The sequence below is a fragment of the Luteibacter sp. 22Crub2.1 genome (assembly GCF_900167995.1).
GTDB lineage: Bacteria > Pseudomonadota > Gammaproteobacteria > Xanthomonadales > Rhodanobacteraceae > Luteibacter > Luteibacter mycovicinus.
The window spans coordinates 177,329-199,101 of sequence record NZ_FUYT01000008.1; the positions used below are offsets into that span (position 1 = coordinate 177,329).

The 21,773-nt window shown below is 64.5% G+C and carries 17 protein-coding genes; 7 read left to right on the forward strand and 10 right to left on the reverse strand.

From position 1 onward, the window contains the following. The first annotated feature begins 29 nt into the window (after positions 1–29). Complete coding sequence (locus tag B5X73_RS10390) at positions 30–1,061, forward strand: L,D-transpeptidase (protein ID WP_139382731.1); 1,032 nt, start codon at positions 30–32, stop codon at positions 1,059–1,061. A gap of 11 nt (positions 1,062–1,072) precedes the next feature. Here the strand turns inward: B5X73_RS10390 and B5X73_RS10395 are convergent, their stop codons facing one another. From B5X73_RS10395 to B5X73_RS10410, 4 genes are all read right to left on the reverse strand, one after another. Then, entirely contained in the window at positions 1,073–1,843 is a 771-nt protein-coding gene (locus B5X73_RS10395) for a DNA/RNA non-specific endonuclease (RefSeq protein ID WP_079521616.1), read from the reverse strand. 122 nt (positions 1,844–1,965) lie between these two features. After that, a complete protein-coding gene (locus B5X73_RS10400) occupies positions 1,966–2,868 on the reverse strand; it encodes a LysR family transcriptional regulator (RefSeq protein WP_079521617.1) in 903 nt (300 codons plus the stop codon). 19 nt (positions 2,869–2,887) lie between these two features. Continuing rightward, complete coding sequence (locus B5X73_RS10405) at positions 2,888–4,015, reverse strand: Fic family protein (RefSeq protein ID WP_079521618.1); 1,128 nt, start codon at positions 4,013–4,015, stop codon at positions 2,888–2,890. Between the two features lie 101 nt (positions 4,016–4,116). Next, on the reverse strand, positions 4,117–7,179 hold the full coding sequence (locus B5X73_RS10410) for a sensor histidine kinase (RefSeq protein WP_176167805.1): 3,063 nt from the start codon (positions 7,177–7,179) through the stop codon (positions 4,117–4,119). 124 nt (positions 7,180–7,303) lie between these two features. Here B5X73_RS10410 and paoA point away from each other — a divergent pair, with 124 nt between their 5' ends. The 4 genes from paoA to B5X73_RS10430 are packed head-to-tail and all read left to right on the forward strand — an operon-like array spanning position 7,304 to position 11,872. Then, on the forward strand, positions 7,304–7,936 hold the full coding sequence (paoA, locus tag B5X73_RS10415) for an aldehyde dehydrogenase iron-sulfur subunit PaoA (RefSeq protein WP_217699763.1): 633 nt from the start codon (positions 7,304–7,306) through the stop codon (positions 7,934–7,936). Further along, entirely contained in the window at positions 7,933–8,883 is a 951-nt protein-coding gene (locus B5X73_RS10420; RefSeq protein WP_079521621.1) for an FAD binding domain-containing protein, read from the forward strand. The genes paoA and B5X73_RS10420 overlap by 4 nt, the downstream gene beginning before the upstream one ends. Positions 8,884–8,886: 3 nt before the next feature. After that, the gene (gene paoC, locus B5X73_RS10425) at positions 8,887–11,085 is read left to right on the forward strand and encodes an aldehyde oxidoreductase molybdenum-binding subunit PaoC (protein ID WP_079521622.1); all 2,199 of its coding nucleotides are present in this window, start codon (positions 8,887–8,889) and stop codon (positions 11,083–11,085) included. Positions 11,086–11,092: 7 nt separating this feature from the next. After that, positions 11,093–11,872, forward strand: a complete 780-nt coding sequence (locus tag B5X73_RS10430) for a YkgJ family cysteine cluster protein (protein WP_079521623.1) — start codon at positions 11,093–11,095, stop codon at positions 11,870–11,872. Positions 11,873–11,874: 2 nt separating this feature from the next. Here the strand turns inward: B5X73_RS10430 and B5X73_RS10435 are convergent, their stop codons facing one another. From B5X73_RS10435 to B5X73_RS10455, 5 genes are all read right to left on the reverse strand, one after another. Continuing rightward, positions 11,875–13,632: a GGDEF domain-containing protein gene (locus B5X73_RS10435; protein ID WP_079521624.1), complete on the reverse strand. Its 1,758-nt coding sequence runs from the start codon at positions 13,630–13,632 to the stop codon at positions 11,875–11,877. After that, positions 13,629–15,458: a GGDEF domain-containing protein gene (locus tag B5X73_RS10440; RefSeq protein WP_079521625.1), complete on the reverse strand. Its 1,830-nt coding sequence runs from the start codon at positions 15,456–15,458 to the stop codon at positions 13,629–13,631. The genes B5X73_RS10435 and B5X73_RS10440 overlap by 4 nt, the downstream gene beginning before the upstream one ends. 12 nt (positions 15,459–15,470) lie before the next feature. Further along, positions 15,471–15,806, reverse strand: coding sequence for a hypothetical protein (locus B5X73_RS10445; protein WP_139382732.1), 336 nt, complete (start codon positions 15,804–15,806; stop codon positions 15,471–15,473). An 84-nt stretch (positions 15,807–15,890) separates the two neighbouring features. After that, entirely contained in the window at positions 15,891–16,736 is an 846-nt protein-coding gene (locus B5X73_RS10450) for an SAM-dependent methyltransferase (protein WP_051944107.1), read from the reverse strand. Positions 16,737–16,938: 202 nt separating this feature from the next. After that, positions 16,939–17,943, reverse strand: coding sequence for an alpha/beta hydrolase (locus B5X73_RS10455; protein WP_079521626.1), 1,005 nt, complete (start codon positions 17,941–17,943; stop codon positions 16,939–16,941). A 49-nt stretch (positions 17,944–17,992) separates the two neighbouring features. On the opposite strand from B5X73_RS10455, the gene B5X73_RS10460 reads away from it, so the two are divergent. Both B5X73_RS10460 and B5X73_RS10465 read left to right on the forward strand, forming a co-directional pair. Continuing rightward, positions 17,993–20,365: a DNA polymerase II gene (locus tag B5X73_RS10460; protein ID WP_217699764.1), complete on the forward strand. Its 2,373-nt coding sequence runs from the start codon at positions 17,993–17,995 to the stop codon at positions 20,363–20,365. Positions 20,366–20,479: 114 nt separating this feature from the next. Further along, a complete protein-coding gene (locus tag B5X73_RS10465; RefSeq protein WP_217699765.1) occupies positions 20,480–21,106 on the forward strand; it encodes a TetR/AcrR family transcriptional regulator in 627 nt (208 codons plus the stop codon). Positions 21,107–21,108: 2 nt separating this feature from the next. Here B5X73_RS10465 and B5X73_RS10470 read toward each other — a convergent pair whose 3' ends face one another. After that, positions 21,109–21,690, reverse strand: coding sequence for a TetR/AcrR family transcriptional regulator (locus B5X73_RS10470; RefSeq protein WP_036116739.1), 582 nt, complete (start codon positions 21,688–21,690; stop codon positions 21,109–21,111). Between the last annotated feature and the right edge of the window lie 83 nt (positions 21,691–21,773).

A 21,773-nucleotide genomic window follows, 5' to 3' on the forward strand; every position in this document is an offset into this window, starting at 1 on the left:
CACTGGGGCGCGGGAAACCGGAAATTCGCATGAAACGTGTGCTGCTGACCATGGCGTTGTCCTTGTCGCTCGCTTCGACGGCCACGGCGGCCGTGCCGGTGTGGGGTGCGAAGCAATCCAGCGCGGCCGATGTGCCGCCGTCGCAGCTGAAACCGGGCGAATGGATATGGGGTGGGCGAGGTGCCTCACCTGGGCCCATGGCCGTGATCGTGAGCCTGACCGAGCAGCGCGCGTACGCGTATCGCAACGGCATCCTCATCGGCGTCAGTACCGTGAGCACCGGTAAGAAAGGCTACGAGACGCCCACCGGCGTGTTCACGATCCTGCAGAAGGACAAGGACCACCACTCCAAGAAGTACGACAACGCACCGATGCCGTATCAGGAGCGCCTTACCTGGGACGGCGTCGCCTTGCACGCGGGCGGATTGCCGGGTTATCCCGAATCGCACGGCTGCGTGCATCTGCCGACGGAGTTCGCGCGGTTGCTGTTCGAGTCGACCAACATGGGCATGACCGTGGTGGTCGCGAAGGAAGGTACCGCGCCCGTGACCGTCGTCCACCCGAGTGCGGTGATCCCGATCGATCCGCGCAACGGCGCGGACCTCGATCTGCCACCGCTGGCCGAGGGCGAGCCATACCGCTGGAATCCCGATGCCTCGCCCACGGGACCCATCTCGATGGTGCTCAGTGTGCCGGACGGCCGCGTCGTGGTCTTCCGCAACGGCATCGAGATCGGCCGCAGCCGCGTGGAAGTCAACGACCCGTTGACCGGTACGCACGCCTTTATCGTCGGGCAGGGCTATATGGCCGATACGCCGAACCGAGCGGGCCTGCGGATGCCCAACTGGATCACCATCGGCATCCCCGGGCACGGCGACGAAGCGGGCAAGGTCGTGGATGACGCCCTCGCCGACCGCGTCGCGGTGCCACGCGAATTCATGGAAAAACTGCTGCCGCTATTGACGCCCGGCTCCGTCTTGCTTGCGACCGACGAAAGCGTGTCGCCGGCGAGCACCGGCGGGAAGGTCGAGGTGATCGACTCGAACCCGCCGGGCGTCTGATGCAAAGCGCTTCAGTTGGGCAGCGGCAGCGAGATCGCCTCGCTCTTCACCGTGGCGCTCAGCGTCGGGAACGGATCGATACCGGTCTCGTCGATGATCGTGTCGACCGACACGACCGCGCAGACCGGGGCGTCGACGTTGGAGCAGCGCCATACGGCGGCGCCGCCTTCGGCCGGAATGTAAACCGCCTTCCAGGTGTAGTTGGGCACGATCACGGCATCCGCGCCGATCGTATCGGGCGTGGGGCCATCGAAGGCGGGACCCGTGACGACCCAGGCCTCACCGTCTTCCGTCACCAGCGTGCGCAGGCTGGTTTCGATGCGCTCCCACTTACCCGTGTTGAGCGTGTGGTTCTGCGGCACCATGTTTGCGAGCGAGAAGCTCTGCTTCTGCGCCGCGGCGTTGGGCTCATCGCCTGACGGTGTCATGTGGCCGCGGTCGTAGCCGCTGCCCTTGTAGTCGGCCAGCTGGGAGCGATCCTCTTCGGGAATGGCGGTTTCCGCGTGGAACGCGTCCTTTCGCGGCGTGTTCTGCGCATCGGCGATCTGAGCGGCGGTGAGGTGCTCGGCGGACCAGAGCGGCCCCTTGGTCACGCCCGATGCGATCAAGGCATAGGCATCGTTGCAGACGACGGTGGTGCGTTCGGCGAGCGACGTGTCGATGAGGTCGGGCGCCTGTTCCCCCTGAAAAAACTGTGGGCAAGCGGTGTCGGAAGCGTGGACCACACCGGCGGCGGTGAAGACGACGACGGCGCAGAGTACGCGTGCGAAGCGATCGAGCATGTTGATTCCCCAGGCGATTGGAGATTTCCCCTGTTCGCGAGCGGTGTCATTCTTGCCACGTCAGATGACGTGCGTGGGACACCCGTATGCTGAAAGTGCGATGCGCGTCCCACTTCGGGTGGTCATTCGCAGAATCCGTGCTCGCCGATCGCTTCGCTGAGATAGGTCACGAAAGAAGCGATGCGTGCCGAAATCGCGGTATTCCGGTAGTACACGGCGTTGATCGGCTGGCGAAACTCGGTACGGTGTTGCGGCAGTACTTCGACCAGCCGGCCCGCGGCGCGATCCGCGTGCGTCATGAAGTCGGAGAGGCAGACGATGCCGTTGCCTTCGATCGCCAGCTGACGAAGGGTCTCGCCACTCGCGGCACGGATGGTCGGCTTGATGCGTACGGGTGAGTGCTTCTCGTCGAGCAGCGGCCACTCGTTGAGCGACTCGGGCTCGGTGAAGCCGAGCAATGAGTGCTTCGGTAGATCCGCGGGCGTGCCTGGCTCGCCATGGCGAGCGAGATAGGCCGGACTGGCGAGACAACGTATCTGACTCGTTCCGATCGGTCGCGCGTGCAGGGTGGAGTCCTTCAGGCGACCGATGCGCAAGGCCACGTCGGTGCGTCGCTCGAGCAGGTCGATAAAGCCTTCGCTGCTGAGCAGTTCGAGCTCGACGTCGGGAAACCGCTCGCGATATCCCGCGATCAGCGGCACCACCACGTGCAGCATGAACGGCGTGGCGGCATCGACGCGCAGCCGGCCCGCCGGTCGGCTCTGTCGCGTCGCCATCTGCTCTTCCGCGTTTTCGACGGCGGCGACGATCTCGCGGGCACGTTCGAGAAACGCCTCGCCCTCATCGGTGAGTTCCAGCCGCCGTGTGGTCCGGCGCAACAGCGTGGTCTTCAGCTTCTGCTCCAGCCGTGCGAGTGTGCGGCTCGCCGCGGACACGGTCTGGTCGAGTTGCTGCGCGGCGCTGGTGATCGACCCGGTATCGACGACTGCGATGAAGTTCTGGATTTCGTCGAGGGTGATGTTCATGGCTCTGCTTATACCCGAGTCAGGGGATGGCGTAGCGCGTACTGCGGCCACCGCCCGGAAGACGGACGAGGCAACCTTTATCGAGCAGTTCGGCAAGGTGACGCGTGGCGGTGGCTTTGGAAACCCCGGCGACCGCGCCGTACTGCGACGCGCTGATGCCGTGCGCGAATCCGCGCTCACCGCCATCGAGCAGGCGGTTGAGCACCTTGATCTGCTCCGCTGAGAGATGGTCGGCCCGATGCCGGTTCCAGAAACGGGCCTTCGCCAGCACGCGGTCGATCTGTGCGAGGGCACGCTCCAGGCTGTCCTTCAGCGTGGTCAGAAACCAGAGCAGCCATGGGGTGATGTCCAGCCCGCCCTTCTGGCTCGCTTCGAGGATGTCGTAATAGCCCTGCCTGTCGGCCAGGATGCTCACCGACATGGCATAAAAACGAATCGCCTCATGGCCGGCTTGTGCGAGTGCCAGATCGGTGAGCGCGCGGGTCAGGCGGCCGTTGCCATCGTCAAAAGGATGCAGGGTGACGAACCAGAAATGCGCGAGGCCGGCACGCAGCAGCGGATCCAGCGTGCGGTCCTCGCGGCTGGCATCGAACCAGGCGAGAAAGGCGGTGAGCTGCTCTTCGAGGCCATCGCGGGGCGGCGCCTCGAAGTGAACGATGGGGCGATCGATCCGGCCCGAGACCACCTGCATCGGCTCCTTGCCGCGCAGCTCACCCACATGAATACGCGACGGAAGCATCGAATCGCCCGTCGGAAAGAGCCAGACATGCCAGCGAAGCAAGCGAGCCATATCGAGTGGGGAGTCGTACCCGTGCGTTGCGTCCACCATCAATGAGGCGAGGCCCTCACTACGTGGCGTCGCGCCCCTGGTACCGGTGACCACGCCGAGCCGTCGCGCGAGTGATGAGCGGACCGACGCCGCGTTGAGCGTCTCACCCTCGATGGCGGACGAGGTGATGACGTTGCGGAGCAGGCTGTCGAGTTCTTCAGAGGCTTCGACATCGTCAGCCACCGTGCCTGCAAGTCCGAGCAGTTTGCCCTGCAGCAGATGGCATTCGCGCAGCGGTTTGCACAGCGCCTGTTCGTCCCAGTGGAAAGTGGGCCATCCGGGTTGCTGCCAGATCCAGCGGGGCGAGTACGATGTCATGAGCCGATTATAGGGTCTATTCGGCTCACGAAATGAGCCGAATGGACGGCTTATTCGGCTCACGAACCTATTTTGTCCGGGTAGAACGAAGCGGGTGAGGCTCAACGATCCGGATGCCGCCGTGCCCGTCGTGCCCGCCACGACGACCGCCATCGCGGCAGGATGCCGGCAGTCCCGTGCAGGTACGCGAACCGTGCAGGCACGGCGAGGCGTATCTCGGTGCCGCGAAGCGGCGCCGTGCGCAGGGTGAATCGGGCACCGATGTGCGCCGCGCGTTCGCGCATCCCGATGACACCGAAGCGCTTGTCCTCGTGCGGTACGACAACGCTTTCCAGGAATCCCACGCCATCGTCGTGCACCGCGACCTGCAGGACCCGTCGCGAGAACTGCAGCGACACCGCGATGATCCGCGCGTGGCTGTGCTGGATCGCATTACCCAGTGCTTCCCGCACGATGCTGTAGATCTCGTCCTGCACCAGGCCGTTGACGTTGCGGGGCTTGCCTGAGACATGCACGACGATGGTCTCGTCCATGTCGCGGGCGAGCATGGCCAGACGGTCCGCGAGCTCGCCACCCGACGTGCGTCCCGAACGCAGGCCCTGTACGCGATCGCGACCCTCGACCAGCAGATGCTCGGCGCGGTCGATGGCCCGCTCCAGCGCCGCACGCGATGCGTCGTCGTCGGACAGGCGGTCGACCAGCGCCTGGAAGCGAAGGACCAGCCCTTGCGCGCCTTGCAGCAGCGTGTCGTGCAGCTCGCGGGCGATGCGCTCCCGTTCGTTGTGGCGTTCGTTGAGGCGCAGCCGCAGCTGGCTGGTCAGCGCACCGACACGCCAGCGATGGACCGACCAGATCAGAGCGCCGAGCACGAGCACGCACAGCAGCTTGAACCACACGGATTCGATGAAACGCGGCAGCACTTCGATGTCGACCGTCTCCGCGCGATTCCAGCGCACGCGGTCGTACGAGGCCTCGACGATGAACGTATAGCGTCCCGGTCGTAATTGTCCGTAAGACGCCTCGCGACGCGATCCGGCGTCGTGCCAGCCCGCGTCTTCGCCGTCCAGCCGGTAGCGGAACGTCACGCCGTTGGGATAGCCCGGAGCGATGGCGGTATAGGACACGTCCAGGTCGCGGCTCCGTTTCATGACGACGACGGCATCGGGATCGAAGCTCTTGCCGCCGGAGACGATGCGACGGATGACCGTGGGCGGCGGCGGCCGCGGCGCTGGCTGCCGCGTGGGATCGAGCCAGGCCAGGCCTTGCGCGCCGGCGAACCAGAGGCGTCCGTCGCGTGCCGCAAGGGCGGTCGGCAGCGGACGCACGAGTTGCGCGGGGCCGCCCAGACCATCTTCCATCGTGAGCGGATCGACATGCGCGGGACGCTCCGGATGAGCGAGCACCGCCCGCCACTCGCCGCGCGTGAAGTGTGTGACACCGGCCGTGCCGTAGATCCAGATGCCGCCGTCCTTGCTCTCAACGATGCCGGTGGCGGAATCCAGCGCGCCCGCCCGGTCGGGCACGACGCGCACGAACCGGTCGCCGTCCAGGAAGGTCAGCGCGTGCTCGGCCGCGACCACCAGATGGCCGTCCACACTGGCGATCGCCGTCACCGGACCCAGTCCAAGGCCCTGGTCGGTGCCGTACCGTGTCAGTTTCGTGCCGTCCAGCAGGGCGACCGACCCGTCCAGGTAACCGAACCACGGGCGCCCCTGGCGGTCCACGTGGATGAGTGCAGGGGCCAGTTCGGGGAACGCGGCGATCTGCGCCGCCGGCACCCAGCCGTCGTCGTCCAGCGCGAAGACACCCATCAGACGCATGGAGATCCACAGGCGACCGGCACCGTCCCGCGCGATCGCCTGCACGATGGCGTCGCGCGACGCGGCACCGCGTGGCAGGTCGACGGCCACGGGTCGCGCGTCGCGCATGCGCCACAGCTTGCCGGTGCCACCGAGCCATACCGTGCCGTCGGTATCGCGAAACGCACTCACCACCGCGCCACCGAAGCCGGACAGCGCCACCGGATCGGGCGTCAGTGCCCAGAGGCGGTCCATGTGCACGCTACGCGCCGATGTCCCCGTAAACACGCGGCCGTCGCCATCCTCGACCAGTGCGAAGTAAGACTCCGTGCTGGGGAACCGCACACGCGCGAGCCAGCTGTCGCGGAAGCGGTCGACGCCCATCTTCGTGCTGACCCAGACGTCCCCGTCGCGATCTTCCATCAGTGTCATCGTGGCCTCGGAGCTCAGGCCCGCCGATTCGCCGAACGTCTGCGGCACCGAGGCGTCGAATCCGTGCATGCCCTCGCGCTGCACGTCCTGCCAGCTGCCACGGCAGAGGTCGGCGGCGCAGGCCACGGTCCAGAGGTTGCCGTCGCGGTCGAAAGTCACCGTATCGCTGTTCGCGCGCCGCTCCTGGTCGACGGCATGGGGCTTGCCCCAGTCGCCTTCCGCGAGACGTACCTGACCGCCGCCATGGTCGATGACCACGATCCGGCCCTGCGGTCCGCGCAACAACATGCCGCCGCCATGAGGCGAAAGCTCGATACGTTCGAAGTGCCGTGCATGCGCTGCCAACCGGTAGAAGCCCGCCGGCGCGCCGATCCACAGTCCGCCGCGACCGTCGTCGAACAGCTGCTTTGGCCTGTCGGGCACACCCCAGCTGGCATCGACGTGCTTCCAGCGCACGCCGTCGAAGCGGAACAAGCCGACTTCGGTCACGCCCCATATCGCGCCGTCACTTGCCGAACGCATACCGAGCACGACGACGCCGTGCGGCAATCCATCCGCCTGGTCGTACAGCGTGACGTCGCCGTGCCGGAGGCGTGCGACGCCGCCATTGGCGAGTCCGACCCAGAGGTCGCCGCCGGGCGCGGCGAAGAGGCTCCACGTCGCGTTGGTCTCGTTGGACATGGGTGGCAGCAACGGCACTTTCTCGAACGAGAAGCCGTCGTAGCGGTACAGGCCGGCGGGCGTGCTCAGCCACAGCCAGCCATCCTCGGTCTGCGCCATGGCGGTCGCGCCGGCAGGCGCGCCGTCCTCGCCGCGTAACGCCGTGTGCTGCAACTGCGCGAGGGTGCGCGTGGCGTCGGTCGCTCTTGCGCTGTATGACGCGCTACATAGCGTCAGGCACGCGAGAAGCGCCACCGCTTTCATGAAACCCATACATCGCGTCATTCGAAATTTGCTATCAATCACAGGACATTTAACGCCTTAACATCGGGCGAGTAAGGCAGGCCATCCCGGTCGATCGCATCGACACTGACAGAGGCCCACCCAAGTGGACACAGTGAACGCACCAAAACTTTCCCGCCGCACCTTCCTCAAGTTGGGTGCGGCAACCGCCAGCGCAACCGCCGTACCTCCCCTCGTCGCCAGGGCCGCGACGCCGGCACCGCCCCGGCAGCCGGTCACGGCAACACTGTCGATGCACGTCAATGGCAAGCCGCAATCGCTGACGCTGGATACGCGCACCACTCTGCTCGACGCCTTGCGCGAGCATCTGCACCTCACCGGCACCAAGAAGGGCTGCGACCATGGTCAGTGTGGCGCATGCACGGTCATCGTGGACGGACGTCGCATCAACAGCTGCCTTAGCCTGGCGGTGATGCACGAGGGCGCACAGGTCACGACCATCGAAGGCCTCGGTACGCCGCAAAAGCTTCACCCGATGCAGGCCGCCTTCGTGAAACACGATGGCTATCAGTGCGGCTACTGCACGCCCGGACAGATCTGCAGCGCGGTCGCCGTACTCGACGAGATTCACGATGACATTCCCAGTCACGTGAGCGGCAGCCTCACGACACGGGCCACGGTCAGTGCGACCGAAATTCGCGAACGCATGAGCGGCAATATATGCCGTTGCGGCGCGTACTCGAACATCGTGGAAGCGATCACCGAAGTCGCGGGGAGCAAGGCATGAAGCCCTTCACGTACGAGCGTGCCACCAGTCCCGCCTCCGCCGCCGCCGCCGCGGCTCGCCAGCGCAATACGAAATTCATCGCCGGTGGCACCAACCTGCTCGACCTGATGAAGCTCGAGATCGAGCAGCCCGAGCATCTCATCGACGTCAACGGTCTCGATCTGGATACGATCGCGGCGACCGAAGACGGTGGTCTGCGCATCGGGGCACTGGTACGCAATACGGATCTTGCCGCCGATGCACGCGTGCGGCGCGACTATGGCCTGCTGACGCGAGCACTCGTCGCGGGTGCGTCGGGCCAGCTGCGCAACAAGGCCACGACGGCCGGCAATCTGCTGCAGCGGACGCGGTGCCCGTATTTCTACGACACCAACCAGGCATGCAACAAGCGCCTGCCGGGCAGCGGTTGTGCCGCCATCGGCGGATTCAGCCGGTCGCATGGCATCGTCGGTGTCAGCACCTCCTGCATCGCGACCCATCCGAGCGACATGGCGGTCGCCATGCGGGCGCTCGATGCCACCGTCGAAACCGTTCAGCCGGACGGCAAGACACGACGTATCCCCCTCGCGGACTTTCATACGCTGCCCGGTGCGACACCGCACATCGAGAACGTGCTGGCGCCCGGTGAGCTGATCACCGCAGTGACACTGCCGAAGCCGCCAGGCGGCACGCACATCTATCACAAGGTACGCGATCGCGCGTCGTACGCATTCGCGCTGATTTCCGTCGCCGCCGTGGTGCAGAAGGATGGCAGCGGCCGTGTGGCGCTGGGCGGTGTGGCGCACAAGCCATGGCGCGTGGAGGCGGCCGAGGCGGCGATGCCGCAGGGCGCGAAGGCGGTCACTGCAACGCTGCTGGCCGGCGCGCAACCGACCGGGGAGAACGCGTTCAAGATTCCGCTGGTGGAGCGCACTCTGGGCGCGGTACTGGCCGAGGCGAGGAGCTGAGCCATGGAATTCGATAAACCCGCCACGACCAATCCGATCGATCGCATGAAGGTCGTCGGCCAGCCGCATGACCGGATCGACGGACCGCTGAAAACGACCGGCACCGCACCCTACGCCTACGAGCAGCATGCCGCGACGCCGGACCACGCCTACGGCTATATCGTGCCCGCCGCGATCGCGCATGGCCGCATCGTCAACATCGACACCAGCGTCGCGCGACGGGCGCCAGGCGTGCTCGCCATCGTCACCGCGGCCGACGCGGGAAAACTTGGCAAGGGCAAATACAACACGGCCACCTTGCTGGGTGGCCCGGAGATCCAGCACTACCACCAGGCGATCGCCGTGGTGGTCGCGGAGACCTTCGAACAGGCGCGCGCCGCCGCGTCGCTCGTGCACGTCGATTACGCGCGCACGCCCGGACAGTTCGATCTGGCCGCGATGAAGGACGGTGCCATCAAGCCGGACGATCCCGACGCCGACACCTCGCGGGGCGATTTCGACGGGGCGTTCGCCGCGTCGCCGGTCAAGCTCGATGCGACCTATCGCACGCCCGACCATGCGCACGCGATGATGGAGCCCCATGCCTCCATCGCGAAGTGGGACGGCGACAAGCTCACCCTGTGGACATCCAACCAGATGATCAACTGGGGCAAGGGCGATGTCGCGCTTACGCTCGGCATCCCGAAGGAAAACGTGCGTCTGATCTCCCCGTACATCGGCGGTGGCTTCGGCGGCAAGCTGTTCGTCCGTTCCGACGCCCTGCTCGCCGCGCTGGGCGCGCGAGCGGCCCGGCGTGCCGTCGCGGTCACGTTGCCGCGTCCGGTCATGTTCAACAACACCACGCATCGCCCGGCGACGATTCAGCGCATTCGCATCGGCACGGACACGGCGGGGAAGATCCAGGCCATCGCCCATGAAGGCTGGTCGGGCGACCTGCCCGGTGGTGGCCCCGAAACGGCCGTCCAGCAGACGCGCCTCCTCTACGCGGGTGCCAACCGCATGACGGCGACACGTCTTGCCGTGCTCGACCTTCCCGAGGGCAACGCTATGCGCGCGCCGGGCGAGGCGTCCGGGCTGATGGCCCTCGAGATCGCCATGGACGAAATGGCCGAGAAGCTGAAGATGGATCCGGTCGAGTTCCGCATCCTCAACGATACCCAGGTCGACCCCGAGCATCCGGAGCGCCCGTTCTCCCAGCGGCAGCTGGTCAAGTGCCTGCGCGACGGTGCCCAACGGTTCGGCTGGAGCAAACGGAGCCAGACCCCGGGCAGCGTACGTGACGGCCGCTGGATCGTGGGCATGGGCGTCGCCGCCGCCATCCGCAACAATCTGGTGATGAAGTCCGGCGCGCGCGTTCGTCTGGGCAAGGACGGCCGGGCCACCGTCGAAACCGACATGACCGATATCGGCACGGGCTCGTACACGATCATCGCGGCGACCGCGGCCGAGATGCTCGGGCTGCCTCTGGACGCCGTGAACGTCACGCTTGGTGACTCGTCCTTGCCCGTATCGTCCGGTTCCGGCGGACAGTGGGGCGCGAACAGCTCGACGGCCGGCGTGTATGCGGCCTGCGTCAAACTCCGTGAGGCTATCGCGGCAAAGCTGGGTCTCGACCCCGCCACCGCCGTCTTCGAAGACGGCCACGTCGCGTCCGGCGGACGCACGCTGCCGCTGGCACAGGCCACGCGCGACGGCGAACTGGTCGCGGAAGACACCATGGAATACGGCGACCTCGCGAAGAAGTACCAGCAGTCGACCTTCGGCTCGCACTTCGTCGAGGTAGGGGTCGACGTCGCGACGGGTGAGATCCGCGTGCGGCGCATGCTCGCCGTCTGCGCGGCGGGGCGCATCCTCAACCCCAAATCCGCGCGCAGCCAGGTGATCGGTGCGATGACCATGGGCGTGGGCGCGGCGTTGATGGAAGAGCTGGTCGTCGACAAGCGCCTCGGCTTCTTCGTTAACCACGATCTGGCGGGCTACGAGGTTCCGGTGCATGCCGATATCCCGCACCAGGAAGTCGTCTTCCTCGACGAGGCCGACCCGATCTCGTCACCGATGAAGGCCAAGGGCGTGGGCGAGCTCGGTCTGTGCGGCGTCGCGGCGGCGATCGCCAACGCCGTTCACAACGCCACCGGTGTACGCACTCGCGAATACCCCGTCACGCTGGATAAACTCCTCGACCGTCTCCCTGCGATGTCCTGACTGAGCGATGGTCCGGTTCGACTGCACGATGTGTGGCCGCTGCTGCCACGGCCTCCGCCTGCCACTGAGCCTGGCGGAGGCCGTCGGCTGGCTGCGCGACGGGCACGAGGTGCAGCTCTTCTGCGAAGCCATTCCCTGGCCGTCGGAACCGTCCGACGACAACCTGCCCGCCATGCACAAGCGGCGACGTTCGTTCGAGGCGGTGAGCGGCTCGCTGCCGATCCGGGTCATCGTGACGCTGATGGCGTCGTTCGACGGGCCGTGCCCCAACCTGCTGCCGGACAAGCGCTGCGGAATCTACGACCGTCGACCGGCGACGTGCCGTATCTATCCCGCCGAGGTGAATCCGTTCATCGCGCTGGATCCTCGAGCCAAGCTCTGCCCACCGGAGGCCTGGGAAGGCGAGACGCCGATCATCGCGGACGACGGGCGCTGGGCCAATGCGGACCTTGCATCGACGATCGTGTGTTCGCGCGATGCGGATGCCTACGATGCGGCACTCAAGCCGCAGCTGTGCGCGATGCTCGGTTGCGCGACGGCGGCGTTGTCCAACGAGGGCATGGTGATTCATTCGCCGTCACGCGAGGCGCTGCTCGCTGCGCTCAACGCGACGCTCGGTGCCGATGGCGATCGCTTTCCGGGTGACGACAGGTCATGGCAGCTGGTGACGAACCGGCAGCCCACGCATGACGCGCTGGTCGAGATCGGCGCATCGCACGCGTCGCCCGCCGGTGTGGCGGTCGCCGGGCTCGACTATCTCGGATACTTCGCCGCGGACCTCGTCTGAGTTCAGGGCGACCCGTCGTCTGGCTCGGGATCGGAGTCGACGACGACACGGTTTCTGCCCTCGGCCTTGGCACGATAGAGCGCGGTGTCCGCCGCACGGCAGAGACGCTGCACGTCGTAGCCGATGGTGTCGGTGCAGGCGACACCGATGCTCGCGGCCAGCGCGACCGAACCGTCCTCGGTCGGCATAGGGTTGCCGTGGACGGCGGATCGCATGCGCTCGGCGACGGCTCGGCCCTGCTCGCGTGACGTGGCGGGAAGCACCATGCCGAACTCCTCGCCGCCCAGTCGCCCGAACAGGTCGGCCGGCCGAAGCTGCGCCTTGCACACCTCGACGGCGTGCTTCAGGGCCGCGTCGCCCACGGTGTGGCCGTAGGTATCGTTGACGACCTTGAAGTGATCGAGGTCGAGCGTGACGTAACAGGCGGTCGCCTGTCGCCGCTTCAGCTTACCGAGCATGCGCGCCATCTCGCCGATGAAGTGCTGCTGGATGAAAATTCCTGTCAGGCCATCATGGGCGGACAGACGTTTGAACCGAAGCTGCGACCGCCTCAGCCTGACCATCCAGAGTCCGAGCGCCAACAGCGCAATGACCATCAGGCCGATATGCAGCCGGCTCATCTCCAGCGCCTTTTCGTCCAGCTCGCCCTGCAGCCGCAGGATGTCGTTCTCCTCGATCAGTTGCGCCGCCTGCATGCGCTGTGCGAGCACGCGCTGGCGTGCCGCCTGATAGGCCATCGCCCGTGCGTTGACATCGTGGCGAAAGCTCTGTTCCTGCCTGACGTATTGCTCGTGGTACCGGAGTGCCGCAGCGGCATTTCCGGACGCCTTCTCCACTTCGTAGAGCACCTGGTACGCATCCCTGAGCCACTCGTTGAAGTCGCCAGGGTGACTCATGGTGACGGCTTGCAGTGCCCAGCTTCGCGCTTCCGCGAGGTTACCCATCTGCTGGTACGCCTGACCACGATGCTTGGTCATCGCCACGAGCGCGGGAAAGTAACCGCTCGCCCGAATGGACGGTTCGATCCGGTCGAGCACCGCCATTGCCTTCGTCGGCGCGCGCTCGGCGATGTACATGTCGACAAGGATGAGGGATGCTGCGTTTCCGATCACCGGCTCGCCATTCGCCGTACAGCTGGCGATGGCTTCCGCGAGTTCGGGACTCGTCGACGTCAGTCGTTTGAGGCCCTCCAGCGCGGCGGTCTTCATGTACAGGGCCGGGCAGGGCGATTCGCCGGGCGGTGTCGCCGGTACCATCATCTCAGCGTATTTCAGCGCGAGGTCCTGCTGCCCGGCGAAATTGAGCGTCTGCGAAAGATGCGACAACAGGGTGAAGCGTGCCTGCGGATCCGTGACGCGAGGGAGCATGTCGGTCGCACGATTCGCCTCGACATAGGCATCGGCATAACGCGCCTGAAGCGCGAGATTGTCCATCAGCAACGCCGTCGACTTGGCGACAAGCGCGGCGTCACCCGAGTGCGCGATGATCTCGCGGAAATCGGCTTCGGAGGCCGGATAGTGCCCCTCGAACATGCTTTCCCAGGCGTCGTTGTAGCGCAGTCGCCACGTCTGCTTCGCATCCATATGCGGAAGATCGTGGTGGAGCTGCTCCAGCAGCGTCACGAAGCGGGCATGATCTTTCAGCCGGAGCTTCTCCGCCTGCGTCATGCGCGTGTCGATGTCACCTGGTGAGGCGGAGGCCACAGCCACGCCGGAACAGGCCAACAGAACGATCAGCGCAAAGCACAAACGACCGGTCATGCGGTGCCGCGGCGAGCAGGCAGCCCGAAGGGAAGAGGAAGCGGAAGGGTAGCCGTGTCGCCCGTATCGCCGTTGATTACGACGCGATTGCGGCCGGCGCGCTTCGCCTCGTAAAGCGCCGCGTCGGCGGCACGGCACAGCGGGGACAACTCATAGCCGAGTGTCTCGGTGCTGGCCAGACCCATGCTGGCGGAAAACGGAACGACGAGGTCATCCATGATCAGCGGCGACGCCTCGAACGCGGCGCGCAGCTGCTCTGCGATCACCATGCCCTGCAGGCAGGGAGCATCCACCAGCAGGATGCCGAACTCTTCGCCGCCGAGACGACCGAAGATGTCGGCGCGACGGAGATGTGCCTTCGTGATCGCTACAGCGTGTTTGAGGACCGCATCGCCTACGGCATGGCCGTGCGTGTCGTTCACTTGCTTGAAATGATCGAGGTCGAAGGAGACCAGGCATCCGTGACCGCGGCGCCTTTCCAACATGCTGAGTGAACGTTCGGCCTCGGTCATGAAGTGCTGGTGGTGGAAGATGCCAGTAAGGCCATCGCAGGCGGAAAGCCATTTGAAACGCAGCTGAGAGCGTTTGATGCGGACCATCCAGAAGACGATCGACAGCAAGGCCAGCACCAGCATCACGATGTATAGTCGGCTGGTTTCTACGGCTTTGCCGTCCAGGGCTTGCTGCAGGCGGAGAATGCGGTTTTCCTTGCTGAGGCCTTCGGTTTCGAGCTTCTCGGCCAGGAAGTGCTGGCGCGCAGCTTCATAGGCTACATTTCTGACATTGGCGTCACGAAGGTAGCCTTGGTCCTGGATGACGTAGTGTTCGTAGTAGTTCAGTGCTGCCGCATACCGGCCCTGACTCTTCTCTGTCGTGTAGAGCACTCGATACGCGAAGCGAAGAGCCTCGTTGATATCACCTGGATGACTCATTGCGACGGCGTCGAGTGCCGCCTTCTTTGCCTCGTTGGTCTTGCCAAGCTGTTCGAAGATCTGCGCCCGTTGACTTGCCAGGCTGAGAATGTGCTGGTAATAGCGTGTCGTCTGAATGACAGGGGTAATACGTTCGATCGTTGCCATTGCATCTTCGAGTTTGTGCTCGTCGAGCAACCGGTCCACGAGTATCAGTGCCATGGTGTCGGCAAACACCGGCTCATGGTCTGTCGTGCACACGTCGATGGTCTTCAACAGCTGCGGGCTGCGGGAGGTGAGGGAGCGCGCCCCTTCCAGCGCCGTTACTTGCTGGACCATGGCTTGACAAGGCGACTGACCGGCTGGCGTGGCAGCCAACATCATATCGGCATATTTCAGACCTAGCTCGGGTTGTCCAGCGAAAGTCAGCATCTGTGCCAGATTGGCCAGCAGGATGAATCGAGCCAACGGGTCGGTGACGGTGGGCAACGTGTCGGCGGCGCGAGTCGCGACAGCATAGGCCTCAGCGTATTTTCCTTGCTCGCTGAGGTTGTTCATCAGCATGGCGGTAGCGCGCGTCACCAGGGCATCGTCGTCGGCATGCGCAATCACATCCCGGATATTAGACTCCGCCTCCGGGTATATGCCCTCGAAATTTAGCTCCCAGCCGTCGAGATAACGGAGATACCATTTCTCGCGGGCCGATAGATTGGCCGACGTTTGATGTACCTCAGCAAGTGCTTCTACGAAGCGAGGATGATCCGAAAGGCGGATGGCATCGATTTGTGCGAGGCGGCTTTTACCTGCTTCGTCTGAGGGTGCGCTGCCCGCGTGAGCGGGGCTGACCGACGCACACAGCATGAGTCCTGCCAACACCGGCCAGAACCGCATGATGCGCGGGCAGCGAAATTCCATACTGCCGTACTCTCAGGTTGGAGACGTGTCGTCGGAATCGTCGGTAGACTCGTCGTCCTCGTCGTCCTTGTCGTCCTGATCCGGATGGTGACGGCGATCATCGTCGTCGCCCTCGTGACCGCTGGTCTGGCTTTGGTGTTCGACGTGCATTTGCACGATGCCCAGCTCTTCGGTGAGCGCTTTGCTATCACCACTGGCGACGAGGTCACGTAGTCCGGCAGAGGCATTCGCCTCTTCGAGTGCCTTGGCCAGTTCTTCTGGCGATGCGTGCCTGAGGCGTGCGTCCCGGCCAATCGCCTCCAATAGTTCAACAGTGTCGCGCATATTTTCCCCCTGATAGTTGGTCACACTTTTCCTCGACCAGTTGTACCGGTGAGGTGATCCTCGCCGTCCGTACGCATTAGCGGCAGGACCGGCAATTTCTTGACGCGCTTACGCAGGAACCGACACTTCCGCCCCGGTGCCGTGGATCGCGTCGAGCGCGTCAAGCCTGGCCCGCATGACGACATTCGGTTTGAGGGCCTCCGCCGGGGGCAACACAAGTGTCTCCTGACCTGTGAACTGGGCATTGACGAAGTCTTTCAACGGCATTCGTTGAATATGCGCGCTCTCAATGGGAAGCGTGGGCGCACGATAGACGATCACCTCATGGTCTTCGGCGTAATCGTCCCGCAGGCGTTCTACAAGGAGCTCTCTGTACGCGTCCGGTGTACGGAAGCGACCCAGCGATCGGTCCCCGACGACACCGAGCTGCCAAAGAATCACATGGCTCGTCGTGTCGAGGTTGCGTTCAAAGAACAGAAGCTGGCTTGCTTCAAGATGTTGGCAGCCCACTCGACCCGGATCGATCCCCAGATCGGCATACAGACAATCTTCCGCGGAAATGCCTGCCTCCATGTGCGCCTTATATCCTTCGGCTCGCGCGAGTTCGACCACCTTATGAGTCGACCACGCGAAGATGCCGGGATGGCCATAGAACACGGCACAGACGCTCTTGCCCGCGCGAACTTCCGCGATCATCAGCTGCACCCATTCCCGGTAAGTCCGCATGCGCGACTTGCCCGGCTTGTAGTAGGGCTGAAGGCTCCTGACGTCCGGGTTTAGGCGCTTTAACCAGAGCTCGACCACATGGTCGGACAACGCTGCAAACACCACATCCGCCTGCTCGATATGACTCCGCGACAGCGGCGTCAGGTGGGAGCCCAGCGTGATACCCATGCCGACGCAGGCGATGCTGCCGCGGCGTTTCTCGTTCTGTGTCGTTAGGGATGTGTTCATCCCGTGATAGTAGGCGAAATTTCGGCAGGAGACGTGACACGAAATTGCGCGATTTGGGATGTTCCGCTGCCGACCGTTCCTTCGACTTGATGAATCTGGTTCCGAGTCGATCCTGGTTGTGTCCTAGGAATCTCACCGGTGTGAAACGAAGTCCATTTTGAATCATCCACTTAGTTGAGTGCGACTTGCGATGGCCACCAACCTACGACGCCAGATCGCCCTCCTGGGATGGAGCCCAGCGTTCGCCCACAAACCGCGCAACCTCCCCAGCCAGCTCCCGGTCCTCCGGCGCCCCCATGAATCCCCCATGGGGCATAGCCTCGAACACATGCAACTCCACAGGCACGTTGGCACGGCGCAACAGTCGATGCATACGCACCGCGGTCGACAGGAACAGATCGCGCGTCCCGCTCTGCAGAAATACCGGAGGAAATCCCTGGCTGAAATCACCGAACAGTGGCGACAGGTAAGGGTGAGTCAGATCGGCGCCACCGGCATACAGCAGGTTGTTCGGCATCAGCGACCCCGCCAGTACCACGTCGACAAGGCGATTGACCTCGAAGCTGTCACCCGACTCGGTGAGGTCCAGCTCGGGCGACAGCAGCACGACGCCAGCCGGCAGCGGCAATCCTTCGTCTCGCGCCCGGAGCACCATGGCGGCGGCAAGATTGCCGCCCGCCGAGCGGCCACCGATAACGATGTTGTCGGGCGCGTATTCCTCCAGCACATGGCGATAGATCGCCATGCAGTCGTCCAGCGCGGCAGGATAGGGATGCTCCGGAGGCATGCGGTAGTCCACTCCGTAGCAGCGCACACGGTGCAAGACGGCCTGCATCTGCGCGCCGACGCGGCACGCCTCTCCGCCACCGAATACCAGGGCGCCGCCGTGCAGGTCGATATAGGCACGCTCGGCGGAAGCCATGTCTTCCGGTGTGGCTACGTGTACGGTGGCATCGCCGACGATACGGGTCTCGACGCTGGCCTTGAGCGTGCCGGCGAGACCTTTCATACCCGCCGCATATTGCCGGTCGACGGCCGCCTTGACCTGCATCCAGGCATCGCGATCCTCAGGCGCTGGCATCACGTGCAGCGAATTCACCGGCACGCCCTGTGCATCGACCAGCCGCCGCAGCGCCGCCTGGGCCTCTTCGCTGATGGACCGGGGGAAAGGCACCACCCGCTCGGGGATTTTTACGCCGTCGGTCATGCACCGACTCCGTTTCCGAAACCGCAAATGCTACCGCTACACTATTCCGGTGACCACGTCCCTCCAGAACGGCTACATCCTCACCCGCAACTGGCGTGACACCAAGGACGGCAGCGAGGTCGAACTGTGGGTCGCCACCGAGGCCGGTGCGCGTCGCATCGTCATCACCGGGCAGCGAAGCGTCGCCTTCGCGGCAGCTTCGGCGCGCGATGCTATCGAGGCGGTCGTGCGCAACGATGCATCGGTGGAAGTGACACCCCTCCCGCTGAAAACCTTCGGTCAGGATCCCGTACTCGGCGTCTACGTCCGAGGCTACCGGACGATGCTCGCGCTGGAGAAGCAGCTCGCCGAGCGGGGCATCGCGATGCACGAAGCGGATATCCGTCCGGACGATCGCTACCTGATGGAGCGCTTCATCACGGCGGCGGTGACGATCGAGGCGGAAGACGGTGACGCGGCGACGCTGGTCAATCCGCGCCTCCGTCCCGGTGACGCATACCGTCCCACGTTGAAATGGGTCTCGCTGGATATCGAGACCAGTGCCGAAGGCGAGGTTTACTCCATCGCGCTGGAAGGCTGCGGCCAGCGGCAGGTCTATATGCTCGGCCGACCGAAGGACGGCGATGCCGCGCCCGACGACTTCGACCTGGTATACGTCGACGACCGGTCGCAGCTCATCACTGCACTGAACAACTGGTTCCGGCACTACGACCCCGACGTCATCATCGGGTGGAACCTGATCCAGTTCGACCTGCGCCTGCTGCAGACATGTGCGGACCGCTCCGGACTCGTGCTGACACTGGGCAGGGGTGGCACCCCGATCGACTGGCGTGACCATCGCAGGCGCGACAACTACGTCTTCGCATCCATTCCCGGACGTGTTCCCATCGATGGCATCGAAGCCTTGCGGTCGGGCTCGTGGAGCTTTGCCTCATTCAGCCTGGAAGCCGTGTCGCAGGAACTGCTCGGCGAGGGCAAGGACATCGACGATCCGTACAGTCGCATGGCGGAGATCGAGCGCCGGTTCCATGAGGACAAGGTGGCACTGGCCCGCTACAACCTGCACGACTGTGAACTCGTCACGCGCATTTTTGAAAAGACCCGCCTGATGGACTTCCTTCTCGAGCGCGCCAACGTCACCGGCCTGAAGGTGGATCGTTCGGGTGGCTCGATCGCCGCCTTCACCTATCTGTACCTGCCGCGCATGCACCGCGAGGGTTATGTCGCGCCGCGGATGGGCAGGCCCACCGGTGAGTCCTATCCGGGTGGCTTCGTGATGGACAGCCGTCCCGGCATCTACGACTCGATCCTGGTGCTGGACTATAAAAGTCTCTATCCGTCGATCATCCGGACGTTTCTGGTCGATCCCATCGGCCTCGTCGAGGGCATGTTGACGACCGACCCGACGGCCTCGATTCCCGGTCCGCTCGACACCCGCTTTTCGCGGACGACGCATTGCTTGCCGGGCTTGATCGCCCAGTTGTGGACAGGTCGGGACAAGGCGAAGCGGGATGGCAACACGCCGCTGTCCCAGGCATTCAAACTGCTGATGAATGCGTTCACCGGCGTGCTGGGTTCGCCGGACGCACGCTTCTTCGATCCCCGGTTGATATCGACGATCACGCTGCGTGGTCACGAAATCATGCGACAGACGCGCGCATGGGTTGAAGCCGAAGGTTACGAGGCGATCTATGGTGACACCGATTCCATCTTCATCTGGCTGGGGCGCCGATACGGTGAAGCAGAGGCACAAGCCATCGCCGATGGGCTGGTGTCACGCATCAATGCCGCGTGGGCCGCGAAGCTGAAAGCGGATGTCGACATCGACTCGTTCCTCGAGATCGAGTTCGACACGCACTACCAGCGGTTTTTCATGCCGACCATCCGCAACAGCGAGATGGGCAGCAAGAAGCGGTACGCCGGGCTGGTCGTCGATGACGACGGCAAGGAGGAGCTCGTCTTCCGCGGTCTTGAAACCGTTCGCAGCGACTGGACCCCGCTGGCGAAGCGTTTTCAGCAGGATCTGTTCGGCAGGATCTTCCGCGGCGAGCCGTACGACGATTTCATCAAGTCTTACGTTCGCGACATGCGGGAAGGACGGCTAGACGGTCAACTCATCTACCGCAAGCGGCTTCGCGGAAAACTCGATTCGTACGATCGCACGACGCCCCCGCAGGTTCGTGCGGCACGTATGGCCGACGAGTACAACGCGCGGACAGGTCGCCAGCAGCAATACCAGAACGGTGGCTGGATCCGTTACGTCATGACGCTCAACGGTCCCGAGCCGGTAGAATTGAGGCGCTCTTCCATCGACTACGAGCACTACCTCGAGCATCAGCTGAGGCCGATCGCCGACGCGATCCTTCCGCAGGTAGGTGGCCGGTTCGACGTGCTGGTGTCGCAGCAGAGCGAGTTGTTTTAGCCGCCGGCCGCGCCGCTCGCCGGAAGGCGCGCTGAAAGGTTTCGTAACATTATGTACTTAGTACATATTTTGTGATATCCATATCATATGTCTACGTCCAATGATTCCGCGACCATGGACCTCCGTGCTCGCCGACGGCTCGTCATCCGGAACACCATTTCCCGCGTTGCCAACCGCCTCTTTCTCGAGCGGGGCTTCGACCACGTCACGGTGGAAGAGATCGCCGCCGGTGCCGAAGTCGGCCGCATGACGGTGTTCAATCACTTCCCACGCAAGGAGGACATGTTTTTCGATCACGACGAACAGGCCCGTGAACTCCTTCGCACCATTCTCCGCGAGCGCGCTCCTGGCGTCAGCCCGGGCGAGGCGTTGCGGAGGCTCGCTCATCACCTGGTCGCCGAAGGCAGTCCGTATATCCGTTTTACGCCCGGCGGCCAGCGTTCGGTGGAGACGATCGAAGCCAGCGAAACGCTGAAGGCTCGCGTGCGTGCCCTGCGCGACGAGGTCGCTCAGCTCATCGCGGTGGTCATGGCCGAGGGAGCCGGACGGGAAGCGGACGACGCCGACGCGCACCTGGCGGCGGACATGCTGCTGGCGACGTGGTCCGTCGCACTCATCCAGTCACACCGCCGGTACCGTCGCGATCAGGATGCGGCGAGGGCGGCAGCCACCTTTCTCGCGCTGATCGATCAGGGCACGCTCGGTGTCAAGGCGGCCATGGCGGGAACGCCGTTCGGGTAGAGCTATCGCCCCGCCTCGGGCAACAGCAGCTTTCTGAGACCGTTGTCGACGATATCCGCGAACACCTTCGGCTCGCCGTACGCGCGGGCCGTGAGCATCGCTCCGTAGACGAGCGACATGAACGACTCGGCCTCCAGGCGAGCCGATCCCTGGAGCGTGAAGCGCCCCATCTGCGCGCCGCGGGTCAACAGCGTCTCGAGCCAGTTCGACAGGTCGCGGAAGTGCGCGCGTACGGCGTCGGCGAGATCGCCCGGCAGCGTCGGCAGCTCGGTGGCGAGCATGCCCGCCACGCAGAAGGGCGCCGATGCATCGGCGATGCACTTCTCCCAGTAACCGGTGTACATCGCCAGTTGTTCTTCCGGATCGAACGCCCCGGCGGCGAGCGACCGGGTCTGCTCGGCGATGATGCCGCGCGACCGCTCGACCACGGCTTTCGCCAGATCGGACTTGGACGGGAAATGGTGGTGGATGCTGGCCTTCTTCACCTGCACCTGTTCGGCCACGTCCGCGTAGCTGAAGCCGTTGTAGCCCCGCATCTGGATCAGCTGGCGCGCGGAATCGACGAGTTTCTGCTGCGTAGTCATCGGGTAAGTCTACCAGCTGGTAGGTAGCGCGCGCTGGTCCAGGCATGGCACATTGACGGCCAGCCATCCTACTAGTAGGGTGG

Coding starts and splice junctions, on each gene's coding strand:
- B5X73_RS10390 (WP_139382731.1), top strand. CDS start 30: ATGAAACGTGTGCTGCTGACCATGGCGTTGTCCTTGTCGCTCGCTTCG.
- B5X73_RS10395 (WP_079521616.1), bottom strand. CDS start 1,843: ATGCTCGATCGCTTCGCACGCGTACTCTGCGCCGTCGTCGTCTTCACC.
- B5X73_RS10400 (WP_079521617.1), bottom strand. CDS start 2,868: ATGAACATCACCCTCGACGAAATCCAGAACTTCATCGCAGTCGTCGAT.
- B5X73_RS10405 (WP_079521618.1), bottom strand. CDS start 4,015: ATGACATCGTACTCGCCCCGCTGGATCTGGCAGCAACCCGGATGGCCC.
- B5X73_RS10410 (WP_176167805.1), bottom strand. CDS start 7,179: ATGGGTTTCATGAAAGCGGTGGCGCTTCTCGCGTGCCTGACGCTATGT.
- B5X73_RS10420 (WP_079521621.1), top strand. CDS start 7,933: ATGAAGCCCTTCACGTACGAGCGTGCCACCAGTCCCGCCTCCGCCGCC.
- paoC (WP_079521622.1), top strand. CDS start 8,887: ATGGAATTCGATAAACCCGCCACGACCAATCCGATCGATCGCATGAAG.
- B5X73_RS10430 (WP_079521623.1), top strand. CDS start 11,093: ATGGTCCGGTTCGACTGCACGATGTGTGGCCGCTGCTGCCACGGCCTC.
- B5X73_RS10435 (WP_079521624.1), bottom strand. CDS start 13,632: ATGACCGGTCGTTTGTGCTTTGCGCTGATCGTTCTGTTGGCCTGTTCC.
- B5X73_RS10440 (WP_079521625.1), bottom strand. CDS start 15,458: ATGGAATTTCGCTGCCCGCGCATCATGCGGTTCTGGCCGGTGTTGGCA.
- B5X73_RS10450 (WP_051944107.1), bottom strand. CDS start 16,736: ATGAACACATCCCTAACGACACAGAACGAGAAACGCCGCGGCAGCATC.
- B5X73_RS10455 (WP_079521626.1), bottom strand. CDS start 17,943: ATGACCGACGGCGTAAAAATCCCCGAGCGGGTGGTGCCTTTCCCCCGG.
- B5X73_RS10465 (WP_217699765.1), top strand. CDS start 20,480: ATGGACCTCCGTGCTCGCCGACGGCTCGTCATCCGGAACACCATTTCC.
- B5X73_RS10470 (WP_036116739.1), bottom strand. CDS start 21,690: ATGACTACGCAGCAGAAACTCGTCGATTCCGCGCGCCAGCTGATCCAG.